At 64.3% G+C, this 14211-nt stretch carries 10 protein-coding genes and 1 tRNA gene; 2 read left to right on the top strand and 9 right to left on the bottom strand.

Features of this window, described 5'->3' with window-relative positions; all coding sequences use genetic code 11:
* Positions 1–3: 3 nt before the first annotated feature.
* The 6 genes from LQ954_RS03155 to LQ954_RS03130 all read right to left on the bottom strand — a co-directional run bounded on the left by LQ954_RS03155 (position 4) and on the right by LQ954_RS03130 (position 8331).
* Entirely contained in the window at positions 4–1824 is a 1821-nt protein-coding gene (locus LQ954_RS03155) for a hypothetical protein (RefSeq protein WP_231021917.1), read from the bottom strand.
* A 103-nt stretch (positions 1825–1927) separates the two neighbouring features.
* Positions 1928–3442: an NAD(P)/FAD-dependent oxidoreductase gene (locus LQ954_RS03150; RefSeq protein WP_231021913.1), complete on the bottom strand. Its 1515-nt coding sequence runs from the start codon at positions 3440–3442 to the stop codon at positions 1928–1930.
* A 163-nt stretch (positions 3443–3605) separates the two neighbouring features.
* Positions 3606–5180: a L,D-transpeptidase family protein gene (locus LQ954_RS03145; RefSeq protein WP_231021911.1), complete on the bottom strand. Its 1575-nt coding sequence runs from the start codon at positions 5178–5180 to the stop codon at positions 3606–3608.
* Positions 5181–5185: 5 nt separating this feature from the next.
* A complete protein-coding gene (locus LQ954_RS03140) occupies positions 5186–5449 on the bottom strand; it encodes a hypothetical protein (protein ID WP_227770894.1) in 264 nt (87 codons plus the stop codon).
* Between the two features lie 237 nt (positions 5450–5686).
* The gene (locus LQ954_RS03135) at positions 5687–6937 is read right to left on the bottom strand and encodes an argininosuccinate synthase (RefSeq protein WP_231021910.1); all 1251 of its coding nucleotides are present in this window, start codon (positions 6935–6937) and stop codon (positions 5687–5689) included.
* Between the two features lie 104 nt (positions 6938–7041).
* Positions 7042–8331 carry an MFS transporter gene (locus LQ954_RS03130; protein ID WP_227770896.1) on the bottom strand — a complete coding sequence of 430 codons (1290 nt, stop codon included), beginning with the start codon at positions 8329–8331 and terminating at the stop codon, positions 7042–7044.
* A gap of 192 nt (positions 8332–8523) precedes the next feature.
* On the opposite strand from LQ954_RS03130, the gene LQ954_RS03125 reads away from it, so the two are divergent.
* Positions 8524–9138, top strand: coding sequence for a class I SAM-dependent methyltransferase (locus LQ954_RS03125; RefSeq protein ID WP_231021908.1), 615 nt, complete (start codon positions 8524–8526; stop codon positions 9136–9138).
* A gap of 200 nt (positions 9139–9338) precedes the next feature.
* Here LQ954_RS03125 and LQ954_RS03120 read toward each other — a convergent pair.
* From LQ954_RS03120 to lon, 3 genes are all read right to left on the bottom strand, one after another.
* Positions 9339–9413: transfer RNA gene (locus LQ954_RS03120), tRNA-Val, on the bottom strand.
* A gap of 80 nt (positions 9414–9493) precedes the next feature.
* The gene (locus LQ954_RS03115) at positions 9494–9766 is read right to left on the bottom strand and encodes an HU family DNA-binding protein (RefSeq protein WP_088331639.1); all 273 of its coding nucleotides are present in this window, start codon (positions 9764–9766) and stop codon (positions 9494–9496) included.
* 159 nt (positions 9767–9925) lie between these two features.
* Positions 9926–12322, bottom strand: a complete 2397-nt coding sequence (gene lon / locus LQ954_RS03110; RefSeq protein WP_231021906.1) for an endopeptidase La — start codon at positions 12320–12322, stop codon at positions 9926–9928.
* Between the two features lie 123 nt (positions 12323–12445).
* On the opposite strand from lon, the gene LQ954_RS03105 reads away from it, so the two are divergent.
* Positions 12446–14173 (top strand): M1 family metallopeptidase, encoded by a 1728-nt coding sequence (locus LQ954_RS03105; protein ID WP_231021905.1) that lies wholly within the window; start codon positions 12446–12448, stop codon positions 14171–14173.
* Positions 14174–14211: the final 38 nt, after the last annotated feature.

Here is a 14211-nt window from a genome sequence, read left to right as displayed (position 1 = left end):
GCCTTACGGGCGGCGCGTCGGCGAGGGCAAGGGCCGAATGACACGCCATGCCCGTGCCGGCCCGCTCAGCGCGACCGGTTCGAGCCAGTCGAACTGCTCGCCACGTTCGAGGCGGGCCGAAAAGCCGGCAGGAAATTTCTGGCGATACAGTTCAGTTTCGCTCAGCCCCGGGCACATCGCAACATAGTCAGCGCCGCTGGCGAGGATCGCCCGCCTTGCATGTTCCGGCCCTGCCGCAAAGGAACGGATGATTGTCGTCATTGGCTGCGGAGAACGATGGTAGCCGGCGCCGATCGCCCGGTGCTGGGTCGTGGCGAGTATCTCGGGACCGACGTCGAGAGGCGCGAAGATCAAGCTGGGTGGCAACTCGGCGACTGATCGGATGTCAGTGATCGTCCTGCAGGTCTTTCCGGCCTCGTTTAGCGCAGTTCGATGGTGCCACACTGGGTCGCCGCTCCTCGCCCACGCCAGACCAGCGACCGCGAGATAACCAGGTGACGTGATGATCAGCGCTGCAGCGGTTGCCGCTGTTCTTACAGCAACATTGGGGATGGCGCGCGCTCGCATGAGCAGGGCGAGCAGCATGGCCGCGGCACCTGGAATCGCCAGAGCATTGGCTGTTGCTCCGGCTCGATCGACGAACACCGTCACCGTGGTCGCCGCAATTAAAAGCACAAGCAACATGGCCCAGCGTGGCTTGTGTTCCGAATCTGCCCTTAACCATGTGGCGGAGGTGGCAATCAGGCCCACGACTGGAACTGCCATCGTCACAAACGCCTGATAGATTGGCTGCTGCCACACCGGCCGGCCTTCGAGAACATTCAGGTACCAGATCTGGTAGGCGAGCGGCGGAAGCGTTGCGAACGGCCCCGAGAGGCATTGAGGTGCATACAGGATCAGAACGACCCCGGTAACCGCGCCTGCGATGGCCAAAGATGCGAAGCGAGCGATCGCCGTGGATCGGCCGATGGACACAGCCACCGAGGTGCTCACCGCCGCCACCGCAAGCGTCAGTAGCCAGGCCGGAGATATGGCGTCGCAAACAGGTTGGAAGAAGCCTAGCCCCCGAGTCACCAGATGGAGTGCGATGGCGGAAACCGCGAGAACCCACATCATCGCCAGCAGGAACGAACGCCGTTCAGGCTTCCAGACCCAGGCCACGGCGGCAACCGCGGCAATGCTGATCGCGATTGGCAAGCCTTCGATCGAAATGGTCAGCAAGGCGGCCAGTGCCAGTCCGCCGAGCGCCCCAAGGCGCGCCGAGGGCCTGTGTAGCAAACATGTGACCGCCACCAGTGCCAGGACGACCTGCCAACCGTGATGATCGATGCGCAGCGGGCGCATCTGCGCCACCAACGGCAGGGTCAACGGCGTCAGCAATGCGGCATATCGAGCCGCTTCGACCCCCGCGGTGCGGCGCGTGATCTGCACCAACAGCAGCATCGTCGCGAGCAGCAACAGCAACGGAACGATCGTCATGGCCAATCGCGTTGCGGCAGGTTCGCCGAGCAGCGGCGTAGCGGTGATCAGAATGGCGGCCAACGGCAAGTCGACCAGCCGTGACCAATGCATGGGAAAGTGGCCGTGGTTGAACCGGTGCTGGGCAACATCCCACCAGCTCTGACCGGCGAGCCAATCGCGCACTTCGAGAAGGCGCATCGCGTCGTCCGGGTCCGAAAAGCGAAGGATATTGATATCCTTGGCGCCGATCATCAGGAAGATGAGCGACGCGATGAGCCAAGCGACGAGCGCAGCGCGCATCACGCCGCCGCTGTTCCCGCTGCCGGCAGCAGCGCCGGTTTGCCGCGATGCGGGCACGCTCATATCCGTCGCTGTTCCGTGCATCGACGCCAAATCTCGCTCGCTGAGGGTGCCGGTTCGGCCTGTTTCGCAGGTCACTCGGGCAGTAATCGGCCGCCCCTCGGGCTCAAGCGGCCTTCAATCGCTCGGGCACGGCCCGCAGGCTGCCGAGTGCGACCTGCTCTCCCTCGTTCCCGCTTTCATGGTATTCAGCGTCTTCGTTCACGGCCCAGATATCGTACACCCGAGCGCCCGCCTCGATGTTGCGCACCGTCAGCATGGCCGTCATCATCGCGTGGTCCTGGTTGTTGTAGCGATGCATGCCGTTGCGACCGACGCAGTGCAGCGTCGGATAGCGGGCCTCGATCTCCTGCCGCATCATTTCGACATTGGCCGCATAATGTTCGTCATAGACGGGATAGGCCTTTTCCTGGCGCACCACCGTGCCCCCGACGACCTGCTCCGCGCGGCACAAGCCGAGCTGCGCCATTTCCTTCGTCGCAAGTGCAACAAGCTCTTCATCGCTCGATGCCCACAGCCCGTCGCCTTCGAAGCAGAAATATTCGAGCCCGACGCAGGCGAGGTCAGGATCGGGCACCATCTCCGGCGACCAGGAGCGGAAGTTCTGAACGCGGCCGACCTTCACCTTGGAATCGTGGATGTAGATCCAGTTATCCGGGAACAAATCCGGCGACCGGATCATCAGCGCCACCGTCAGGAAATCGCGATACTTCAGGTTGGCCGCTTCCGGCAGCGTCGCGGGCAGCGGATGCAGCCGGCTGGCCAGTTCCCGCATCGGAGCGGAGGAAATGACATGAGTCGCCCGGATGGCCACCGGCTCGCCAGCCGAGTCCACCGCAGTGACCGTCCACTGCTCCGTCACCTCATTGAAAGCGAGTTGCTTCAGCTTGTGCCCCATCAGCACGCGATTGCCGTGGCCGATCACCAGATCGCGCGCGGCCTCCCACATCATGCCCGGGCCAAGGCGCGGATAGCGGAAGCTCTCCAGCAGCGTCTTTACCGCCATGCCGTCATTGGGTCGCTTGTTAAGGCCAAGGCTGCGCTTCAGGCCGTCCGTTACGGCACCCCAGAGCGAGAGCCCCTTGATACGCTGTGCCGCCCAATCTGCGCTCATCTCGTCGCAGGGCATACCCCACACCTTCTCGGTGTAGGTCTTGAAGAAGATCGAATAAAGCTTCCAGCCGAACGCATTGACGGTCCAGTCCTCGAAGCTCTTCACCTTGCGGTTCGGCAGCGCCTTCGCCTTTGCAAAGCTCGCCATGCATAGAGCGGATCGGAAAATGCCGAGGTTCCACAGCGCTTCGAACGCCCGCAGCGGATAGCTGTAGAATTTGCCCTCATAATAGATCCGGCTCATCCGGGGCCGCTCGATGAAGTCGTCAGGCAGGATCTCATTCCAGAGATCCACCACTTCCTGAGACTTGGAGAAAAAGCGGTGGCCGCCAATGTCGAAGCGGTAGCCGTTGTGCTCCACGGTACGGCTGATCCCGCCGACGTAGCGCGGATCCTTCTCGATCACGGTCACGGAATAGCCGGCCTTGCCGAGCAGATATGCTGCCGTGAGGCCGGCGGGTCCTGCGCCGATGATCGCAACATCAACCGCGCCGTCATTCTTCGCCATCTGTGTGCAGCCCCATAGCAGTGCATCAGGGGCAATGGAGGAGGATGGTTGAGTTGTGGTTAACGATGCGACACGGCCGCTGCCCCTCGCGAGAAGCAGCGGCGGCCATGCTGGCCCGGGTCATGGTGGCCGAGCCGGCACCCCTGACCGGGCGGCCTGAGGATCAACGGCTCGCCACATGCTGCAAAGCCGGGCGATCGCGATTGTAGACGTCCGCGACATATTTGACACCGCCCGCATCGGGGCTGGCGGTGAAATACATCAGATAGACGGGCACTGGTTCGGGCACCGGGACATGCTGCTCCGGCGCAGAGCTTTCCGGTTTCAACGTCCGACTGAACAGCCATTTCCCGAGCCGACCGGCATCCTCCAGCCGCACGCAGCCGTTTGAAAAGTGCCGATCCGCCTTGGCAAACAGGTTCTTCTGCGGCGTATCGTGCAGATAGATGCCGAGATCATTCGGGAACATGAATTTCACCGATCCCATCGAGTTTCCGCGACCCGGCAGTTCGCGCACCCGCGGCTCGACGGTGCCGGCCTCGACCCCGCGCCAGTCGATCGTCGACGCTGGAATGACGCGGGCGTTCGCCGTCCAATCGGACAGCGCCTCATATCCCTGTCGTTCCAAGGAGACGCCGGACAGCACCTTCGGCGCGATCCGCTTGCGCACCAGATCCACCGGCACGTTCCAATAAGGATTGAGCGTGGCATAGCGCACCAGGCCCGCCATCATCGGCGTCTGCGTCTCGGGAGTGCCGGCCACTACCCGCATCGTCCCCTGCTCGGCACCACCTTCATAATACCACAAGCGGGCAGCCGCGGCATCGACAACGATGTGGCGGGTCCAGGCGTCCGGCAACAAGCGCGCACGTTCCAGGTTCAGCCGCAGAAGTTCACGCCGGTCCACCGGCGGCTTCGCCGCGCCGCGATTGAGCGCCGCCACGGTACGAGCACCCGCCAGACCATCGGCCGGCAAGCCGCGCGAGGACTGGAACCGCCGCACCCGATCCCTCAGCGCATCGTCATACGCATCCCCTTCCGGAAGGCCGAGGCGCGCACGCAGCAGCGCCACTCGCTCACCCGTCATGCCGGGGCGAAGCAGCGGACCTGAAGGTACGTTTACGCGAGCATCGCCGTTGCCGGGTTCAGCGCTTAGCAACGCTTCACGAAGCTGACCGTAAAGCGGGCTCATCCAGCCGAGGTTTCGCACATAGTCTAGCGTCGATTTCGCCAGCGCGGCGCGGCGCAGGATCGCGTCCGGCTTGGCGCGAGTCGGCTCCAGCGATTCTTCGAGGTAGCGGATCTCGATCCGCGGCTCGCGCATGTCGCGCACCAGATCCGCAAGTGCGCCGCTTAGCGCCACCTCGAGGGAGGCGAGCGAGCGTAGGTTTCCGCTTTCCGCATCGTCGATCAGGCGCCGCAATCGTTCCGGCGAGTATAGCTCTGGGTCGAGGCCATCGACCTCCACCGTTTCGATCACGTCCACCAGGGCGCTGGCCTGTGGCCCCGGTGCTTCACCGACGATCCACAGCGGCCAATAGCCGCGCGCGCGATAGAAGTCCCTCAGCTTGCCGCCGACCTGCTGGCGGATCGCCGAAGCGACCGCATTGGCGGGCGCGCTGGTTTCGGAGCCTGTCTGCGCGACGGCAGCGCCCGGAAGGGCTGCCGTCGACGCAAGCAAGAGGATGGATAGTGCCAGCCGGCCCGCGCGCCGGGCCGGCGCGCCGCGGCCGGCCAACAAACTCAGCCTCGCTCGCCGCGCGGCGTGGGCGGCGGCGGCGGTGGCGGCGGGGTCGGGCACGGGGGCGCGGTGAAGGGCACGTAGGTGCCGTCCGGCGTGTAATAGCCGTCGACCATGCCGTCGCCATCCCGGTCGGCGGCAACCGTACCGGCAAGCGCACCCGGACCAAGCGGCGGAGCCGGCGCTACCACTTCTTCCCGATTGTTTGCACAAGCGGTGAGCACGGTCGCGCCAAGCAGCAGCGCTCCGAATGTTGCACCCTTCATTGCAATCTCCCTTGAACTCGGGGCGAGTGCCCCAGGCTCATGTTCAACGCCGATCGCAGCAGGATCGTTCCTGAAGGATAACGATCGCGCGGCGCGACCGTCAAAGAAAGCGCAATTTCAGCGAGTTAGCGGCGGAAATGCGCCGAAGGTGCGAGCTGCAAGTCCCCCCGGGCCAATGGGCCGCATCGACCCGGTGCGAAGCCGGGGCGAAGGACCGATGCGCCAGAGGGGAAAGGCTTAGCGGCCGTCGCGGCGACCCAGCAGGCGCAGGCGAAGCGCGTTCAGCTTGATGAAGCCTTCCGCATCCCGCTGGTCATAGGCGCCCTGATCGTCCTCGAACGTCACGACCTTCTCGCTGTAGAGCGAGTTGGGCGACTTGCGGCCGACGACGCCGACATTGCCCTTGTAGAGCTTCAGCCGCACCGTGCCGGAGACCTTCTCCTGGCTATAGTCGACAGCTGCCTGCAGCATCTCGCGCTCGGGCGAGAACCAGAAGCCGTTATAGACCAGCTCGGCGTATTTGATCGCCAGCTCGTCCTTCAGGTGCGCTGCGCCGCGATCGAGCGTCAGCTGCTCGATGCCGCGATGGGCGAGGTGATAGATGGTGCCGCCCGGCGTCTCGTACATGCCGCGGCTCTTCATGCCGACGAAGCGGTTCTCGACCAGGTCGAGCCGGCCGATGCCATGCTTGCGGCCAAGCTCGTTCAGCTTGGTCAGCAGCGTCGCGGGCGAGCATGCCTCGCCGTTCAGCGCCACGCCGTCACCGCGCTCGAAATCGATCGTGATATATTCCGGCGCGTCCGGCGCGTCCTCCGGGTTCACGGTGCGCGAATAGACGTAATCCGGCACTTCCTCCCACGGATCTTCGAGCACCTTGCCCTCGGACGAGGTGTGCAGAAGATTGGCGTCGGTCGAGAACGGCGATTCGCCGCGCTTGTCCTTCGTCACCATGATCTGGTTCTGCTCGGCGAACTCGATCAGGCGGGTGCGGCTGGTGAGATCCCATTCACGCCACGGCGCGATCACCTTGATGTCGGGCGCCAGCGCGTAATAGCCAAGCTCGAAACGGACCTGGTCATTGCCCTTGCCGGTCGCCCCATGGCTGACGGCATCGGCGCCAACCTGACGCGCGATCTCGATCTGGCGCTTGGCGATCAGCGGCCGCGCGATCGACGTGCCGAGCAGGTACAGCCCCTCATACGTCGCATTCGCGCGCATCATCGGGAAGACGTAATCCTTGACGAACTCCTCGCGCAGATCGTCGATGAAGATATGCTCGGGCTTCACCCCGGCCAGCTCCGCCTTGCGGCGCGCCGGCTCCAGCTCCTCGCCCTGGCCGAGATCGGCAGTGAACGTCACGACTTCGCAGTTATAGGTCTGCTGCAGCCATTTCAGGATGACGCTGGTGTCGAGGCCGCCTGAATAGGCAAGGACGACGCGCTTGATGCCGGCGTCGCCGACGGGGCGCTTGATGGAGGAGTCGGTCATGGCGCGCGCGTCTAGGATCAGTTGACGCTCGCGACAAGACTTTGGGGATCAGCGGTGGATCACCCGCGGTTATGGCCGCCGTTCCGGATCCACTTTGCGAAGGCTCAGACCACCGGATCGTCGAACGCGGCCACTTCCTGTTCGTCCGGCTCGCGCAGGGCGAACCAGCAATAAACGAACAATGCGACGCATCCGACCCCTGCGACCAGATAGGGCAGCGAATGCCAGACCTCATACAAGCCAACGCCGATCGATGGCCCCAGGACAAAGCTGGCACCGTTGACGCTCGTCACCTTGCCCGCGACGGAGCCCTGCGCCTGCGGGCCGACCGCCAGGCTCGATCCGGCGGTGAAGCCGGGGCGGGTGAAACCGAAGCCGAGGCTCGCGAGCGCATAAGCGGTGGCGATCCCGTAGAGCGATGTCGCCATCCCGGTGAGTGCCGTGCCTGCTGCTGCCAGCACCAGCCCGACGAGCACCAGCGCGCGGGGGGCGAGATTCAGCGTGGGAATGATGCCCCATTGCGCCAGCAGTGCCGTGCCAGCGCCCATCATCAACACGATGCCGGTCGGTTCCAGCGCAAGCGCCGGCGGCAGGTTCAGGCGGTCAATCACCAGAAAGCCGATCGCCTGCCCCGTCATGGCCTGCGCATGGCCCATCACCAGCCCTGCGATCATCCAGGTGCGGATGCGGCGATCGAAGTAGCTGATCTTTACCCCGCCCCTGGGCTCCGTCGCCCCGCGCACGCTGGCGCCGGTTCCCTGCCCGCCAATCGACGGATAGCCGTTGGTTCCGCCATGAACCGCCTCCGCCATGTTGCGGTCGTCCGGCAGCATTGCGCGGATCGTCAGAAACATCGCCACGCCGAAAATGGTGAAGACAAAGGCAGGCCCGGCGAGGCCGACCTCGACCGAACCGATGTGGCCGAGGATCAGATAGGGAGCGATGGCCGGGCCCAGGATGGTGCCCAGCCCAAAGGCACTGGCAATGAGGGTCAGCGCGCGGGTCCGCTCCTCCCGCGTGGTATCGCCGGCGACCATCGCCTGCACGGCTGGCGGCGCGGCCGAACCGAAGGTACCGTAGATCAGGCGGCCCATGATGAAGAGAATGAACGCGGCCGTTCCGCTGATCCAGCCATTGATGCCAGCCGCCAGGAACACGCCGCAGGTGGCGAGGCTAAGGCAGAAGCCGCCCATTCCGAGAAGGATCATCATGCGGCGGCCATGCCGATCGGAGCGGTTGGCCCAGAACGGCGCCGCGATCACCCAGAGCAATGCCGACACCGAGAACGCCGCCGCAACGGCACTGTCGGCGACGCCCAGCGACCGACCAAGCGCGGGCAATACCGATTGAAGTGCAGTATTGCCGGCGGCGATGGTCAGCATGACCATGAACATCAGCGCGAATCGCTTGTCGAACGTACGTCGCGGCCGCTTGCGCCGTCTCGCGGCGCTCCTCTCTTGTGCCGGATCCCCTGTCATACGGTTCGATTAGGCGCTTGGGAGCCGCGCGCAACCCCGCTATGGCAACTCTCCTGCTTGTGCCGCGTTCGGCACAGTTACGATCTTTCGGGGAGTTGTTGTTCCTTCATGTCAAGCTCCACCAGTGCGGCGCGCCGCGTGAAAACCAGCGCCAATGGCGTGCCCAAGCCGTGGCAGATGTTCTTCTCCGGCTTTCTGAAGCATCCAGTGATGGTGGGATCGGTTATCCCGTCGTCGGCGAAGCTGATCGACAAGATGCTTGCGCCGGTCGACTGGGCCAATTGCAAGCTCTTCGTGGAATATGGACCTGGGGTCGGCACGTTCTGCCGCCCGATCCTGGAACGGATGGCGCCGGACGCGACGCTTATCGCCGTCGACACCAACGTGGACTTCATCCGCTACCTCAATCACACCATCTCGGACTCGCGCTTCGAGGCGGTGCATGGCTCCGCGGCCGACGTGGAGTCGATCGTTGCCGAGCGTGGGCATGAGTCGGCCGATTACGTCCTCTCGGGCCTGCCGTTCTCGACGTTGCCGGCCGGCGTCGGCCCGGCGATCGCATCCGCCACCCACCGGGTCATCCGCCCCGGCGGCGCCTTTCTCGTTTATCAGTTCAGCCCCAAGGTCCGCGACTTCCTCGCACCGCATTTCGGGCACATCGACCACGACATGGAATGGTGGAACGTGCCGCCGGCCCAGCTCTACTGGTGCTGGAAAGACTGACAGCCGGTTTCCGGTCCGCCCCCTTCCCCTAGAAGTGCCGGCCACGCCGCCGGCATCTCTCCTCGAGATACCGACCCTCCCCTCGCGGCGAGGACCGTCAGATCCGCTCCGGCGCGAGTGACCCGCCGGAGCGCCCCATCGTCAAACCGCTGGAAAACCAAAAAGCCCCGCAGGTCATGGCGACCGCGGGGCTTTGTATATGGTGGGCGCGACAGGGATTGAACCTGTGACCCCACCCGTGTGAAGGGTGTGCTCTACCGCTGAGCTACGCGCCCGATCGAAACCGGAAGCGGGCCTTTAGGGGGCAAGATTGCCCCTGTCCAGCCCGCAAACCGCTCCGTTCGCAAAAATTGGATCAGTTCAGAGAATCCTTCAGCACCTTGCCGGCCTTGAACTTCGGCTGGCTGGACGCCTTGATCGTCATCGGCTCCCCGGTGCGTGGGTTGCGACCAGTGGATGCCTTCCGCTTGGTCACCGCGAAAGTGCCAAAGCCGACGAGACGCACTTCATCGCCCTTCTTCAACTGCGCGCTGATCGTATCGAACACGGCTTCGACGGCCCGGGTCGCATCGTTCTTTGCGAGCCCGGACACATTCGCAACCGCCGCGATCAACTCCTGCTTATTCATGCACCGACCCCCGTTTCGCTGTGCGGATATTCAAAAAAGTGGACTCGGCCGCGCAGGGCCGGTCGTACCAGTAAGACGGCTGGTCCGTTCAGTGTCAAACGAAACCACGGCGGCTGCGATGAACCGCCGTGGTTACCGTTTTCCTACGCTGAAGCCGACTTAGTGGTGAAGTTCACCCCCGGCCGGCGCGATCGGGGCCGGCGGCTGGGCCGCCAGTTCGTCCGCGTCGGTCCAGTCGATCGCCTCCAGCGGCTCGGTCAGCGCCAGGCGAAGCACCTCGTCGACATGCGTCACCGGGATGATCTTCAGGCCATCCTTGATGTTCTGCGGGATGTCCGCGAGGTCTTTCTCATTCTCCTGCGGGATCAGCACCGTGGTGATGCCGCCGCGCAGCGCCGCGAGCATCTTTTCCTTCAGGCCGCCGATCGGCAGCACCCGGCCACGCAGCGTGACCTCGCCGGTCATCGCCACTTCCTTCTTCACCGGCACGCCGGTCAGGGTGGAAACGATGCAGGTGACGAGGCCAATGCCGGCCGACGGGCCGTCCTTCGGCACCGCGCCCTCGGGCAGGTGGACGTGGACGTCCTTGCGGTGGAACAGGCTCGGCTTGATCCCGTAAGACGGCGCCCGCGCCTTGATGAAGCTCATCGCCGTCTCGGCCGATTCCTTCATCACATCGCCCAGCTTGCCGGTCAGCTTGATCGCGCCCTTGCCGGGCACGGTCACGCTTTCGATCGTCAGCAGTTCGCCGCCCACTTCGGTCCAGGCAAGGCCAGTGACGGCGCCGATCTGGTTCTCTTCCTCGCTGAGGCCGTGGCGATACTTCTGCACGCCCGCGAATTCGTGGAGGTTCTCCGGCGTGATGGTGACGCTGGTCGCCTTGCCTTCCAGGATCTGGCGAAGCGCCTTGCGGGCAAGCTTCGCGATCTCGCGCTCCAGCGTGCGCACGCCCGCCTCGCGGGTGTAGCGCTGGATCAGCGCACGCAGGCCTTCCGGCGTCAGCGTGAACTCGCCGTCCTTCAGGCCATGCGCCTCGATCTGCTTGGCGATCAGGTGACGCTCCGCGATCTCGACCTTCTCGTCCTCGGTGTAGCCTTCGAGGCGGATGATCTCCATGCGATCGAGCAGCGGCTGCGGCAGGTTCAGCGTGTTCGCCGTGCAGACGAACATCACGTCGCTGAGATCGATGTCGATCTCCAGATAGTGATCGTTGAACTTGCTGTTCTGCTCCGGATCCAGCACCTCGAGCAGCGCCGAGGCCGGGTCACCGCGGAAATCCTGGCCCAGCTTGTCGATCTCGTCGAGCAGGAACAGCGGGTTCGCCGCCCCCGCCTTGCGCAGATTCGTCACGATCTTGCCCGGCAGCGAGCCGATGTACGTGCGGCGGTGGCCGCGGATCTCGGCCTCGTCGCGCACGCCGCCCAGCGACTGGCGGATGAACTCGCGGCCGGTCGCCTTGGCGATCGACTTGCCCAGGCTCGTCTTGCCCACGCCCGGCGGGCCGACGAGGCACAGGATCGGCCCCTTCAGCTTGTTGGTGCGCGCCTGGACCGCGAGATACTCGACGATCCGGTCCTTCACCTTCTCCAGCGCATAATGATCCTCGTCGAGGATCGCCTGCGCGGCGGCAATGTCCTTCTTCAACTTGGACCGCTTGCCCCATGGCAGGCCGAGCAGCACGTCGAGGTAATTGCGCACAACGGTCGCCTCGGCGCTCATCGGCGCCATGGTCTTCAGCTTCTTGAGCTCGGCCGTTGCCTTGGTGCGCGCTTCCTTGGAAAGCTTGAGCGTCGCGATCTTCTGCGTCAGCTCGGCGAGCTCATCGCCCTCGCCTTCCTCGCCCTCATTGCCGAGCTCGCGCTGAATCGCCTTCAGCTGCTCGTTGAGGTAATATTCGCGCTGCGTCTTCTCCATCTGGCGCTTGACGCGGCTCTTGATCTTCTTTTCGACCTGCAGGACGCCAAGCTCGCCTTCCATAAAGGCAAACACCATCTCCAGCCGGCGAGCCGGATCGGTTTCGATCAGCAAGGATTGCTTGTCGGCAACCTTGATCGAAATATTGCCCGCCACCGCATCGGCGAGGCGCGAGGCGTCCTCGATTTCGCCCAGCTGCGAAGCGGTTTCCGCCGGCAGCTTGCGGTTCAGCTTGGCATAATTTTCAAACTGGTCGATCACCGAGCGCATCAGCGCGGACACTTCGGTGCCTTCCGCCGTGACTTCCTCGATCGGGATCACTTCGGTGGTCATGTACGTGCCAGCGTCGGTCAACCCACCGAGCCGGCCGCGCTGCTTGCCTTCCACCAGCACGCGCACGGTGCCGTCCGGCAGCTTCAGCAGCTGAAGCACGGTTGCGGTGACGCCGATGTCGTAAAGGTCGTCTGCCTTGGGGTCGTCTTCAGCCGGATCGAGCTGAGCGACGAGGAAAATCTCCTTGTCTGCAGCCATGGCTGCCTCGAGCGCCGCCACGGACTTGTCGCGGCCGACGAACAGCGGCACGATCATGTGCGGAAACACCACAATGTCGCGCAGCGGGAGAACGGGGAAAGTCTGGGTCATGAACACTCCGGTGCCGCTTCGAACAGGCGGCATGCTTCTTTTATATGGGGTGCGCGCGGTTTCCATCAATCATCGCACGACGATCATGGAGCAAAGCTCCCTTTGATCGCATTTTAGGACCACATGATCTCTTCACCCCTGTGGCTGGCCGCCCTGCTCCTCACCCCGGCGTCGTTGCCAGGTCCGACCGGCCTGCCACAAAAGGGCGAACCGCCGCTCACCGCGCAGACGCAGATTTCCGGCGGCCCCCGCCCATCCGAGCAAACCGCCGTGACGTTCGACCACGCGGACCTTTCGATCGAGGTACGCCCGAAGCAGCGACGCATAGAAGGCTCGGCAATCCTGTCCTTCACGGCGCGGGCGCCGCTCGCCAGCCTTGTGATCGATCTCGATCGCAACCTCCCCGTCTCCGCCGTCGCCGTCGACGGTGAGCCTCTGCCGAAACGCGCCTGGTCCAATCCGGACGGGCAGTTACGCATCGCTCTTCCGCGGCCGCTTGCCGCCGGCGAAAAGGTGAGCGCGCGGATCGACTATGCAGGCACACCGCATGTAGCGGCAAACGCGCCCTGGGACGACGGCATGGTCTGGAGCACCACGCCTGACGGCCGACCGTGGATCGCCAGCACCACCGAAGGCTATGGCTGCGATCTGTTGTGGCCCTGCCTCGACTTCCCCGCGGGAGAGCCACGCTCGGTCGACCTTCACATTATCGTCCCTGCCGGGCTGAAAGCGCCTGCCAACGGCCGGCTGATCGGCGTCGAGACCTTCCCCGACGGTCGTACCCGCTGGAACTGGCAAGCCCGGCAGCCCAACACTTATGCAATCGCGCTGGCGATCGGCCCGTTCGAGGAAGTCACCGCCATTTACCAGAGCCGGTACGGAAACAAGATCCCGCTCCATTACTGGCATCTGCCCGGCAAGGCGGAACAGGCCCGCGCGCTCTTCGCCGAATTTGCGCCCACCCTCGACTTTTTCGAGGAAGTGATCGGGCCCTATCCCTTTGCTGACGAGAAGCTCGGCGTCGTCGAGACACCGCACATGGGCATGGAGCACCAGACCATCAACGCCTACGGCAACAATTACGCCAAGGCACCCGAAGGCTTTGACTGGTTGTTCCAGCACGAACTCAGCCACGAATGGTTCGCCAACCAGATGACGGCGGCGAACTGGGACGATTACTGGCTACACGAAGGCTTCGCCCAATATATGCAGCCGCTCTACGGACAGTGGCGAGAGGGCGACGGGCGCTACCTGGTGATGCTGGAAACGCAGCGGAACCGGATCACCAACACCGCCCCTGTCGTACGTGACAAGCTGCTGACCGAGGAAGACGTGTACGAGCCGTCGAGGGGCGGCGCCGGTACCGACATCTATTTCAAGGGTGCGTGGACGCTGCACACGCTGCGCTGGCTGATCGGCGACGGCGCCTTCTTTGCCGCAACCCGCCGCCTCGTTTATGGGCGCCGCGATCCGCAACCCGGCAACTTCGCGCCCCGCTACACCTCCACCCGTGAATTCGAAGCGATTGTGAAAGAGGAAAGCGGTCGCGACCTCGGGTGGTTCTTCGACGCCTATCTGCGCCGCGCCGCGCTTCCGGAGTTGGTGGAGACGAGAAGCGGCGACCGCCTGCGGCTTGAATGGAAATCCGGCGGGCCATTCCCCATGCCGATCGAAGTGAAGGTCGGCGGTCGCATCGAGCGCGTGAACATGGACGCGGGCGCCGCAGAACTCACGCTCCCGCCCGGTGCCCATGTCGTCATCGATCCAATGGCTCGCGTGCTGCGCCGCTCCATTGCGGTTGAGCGTTTTCAGGCGTGGCAGGCGACACAAGCCAGGTTAGCCCGGCCGTGAGCTGAATTGTCACGCCGGATCTATTCGGCGGTTGTGGT

The organism is Sphingomonas sp. IC-11 (assembly GCF_021043365.1).
Taxonomy (GTDB): Bacteria; Pseudomonadota; Alphaproteobacteria; order Sphingomonadales; family Sphingomonadaceae; genus Sphingomonas.
Note: the sequence above shows the minus strand (reverse complement) of the source record. Positions and strands in the feature narration are given on the sequence as shown.

Bases quoted from the DNA above. Each gene is read 5' to 3' on its own strand.
- LQ954_RS03105 (WP_231021905.1), top strand. From the start codon at position 12,446: ATGATCTCTTCACCCCTGTGGCTGGCCGCCCTGCTCCTCACCCCGGCG.
- LQ954_RS03125 (WP_231021908.1), top strand. From the start codon at position 8,524: ATGTCAAGCTCCACCAGTGCGGCGCGCCGCGTGAAAACCAGCGCCAAT.
- LQ954_RS03115 (WP_088331639.1), bottom strand. From the start codon at position 9,766: ATGAATAAGCAGGAGTTGATCGCGGCGGTTGCGAATGTGTCCGGGCTC.
- LQ954_RS03140 (WP_227770894.1), bottom strand. From the start codon at position 5,449: ATGAAGGGTGCAACATTCGGAGCGCTGCTGCTTGGCGCGACCGTGCTC.
- LQ954_RS03150 (WP_231021913.1), bottom strand. From the start codon at position 3,442: ATGGCGAAGAATGACGGCGCGGTTGATGTTGCGATCATCGGCGCAGGA.
- LQ954_RS03130 (WP_227770896.1), bottom strand. From the start codon at position 8,331: ATGTTCATGGTCATGCTGACCATCGCCGCCGGCAATACTGCACTTCAA.
- LQ954_RS03155 (WP_231021917.1), bottom strand. From the start codon at position 1,824: ATGAGCGTGCCCGCATCGCGGCAAACCGGCGCTGCTGCCGGCAGCGGG.
- lon (WP_231021906.1), bottom strand. From the start codon at position 12,322: ATGACCCAGACTTTCCCCGTTCTCCCGCTGCGCGACATTGTGGTGTTT.
- LQ954_RS03135 (WP_231021910.1), bottom strand. From the start codon at position 6,937: ATGACCGACTCCTCCATCAAGCGCCCCGTCGGCGACGCCGGCATCAAG.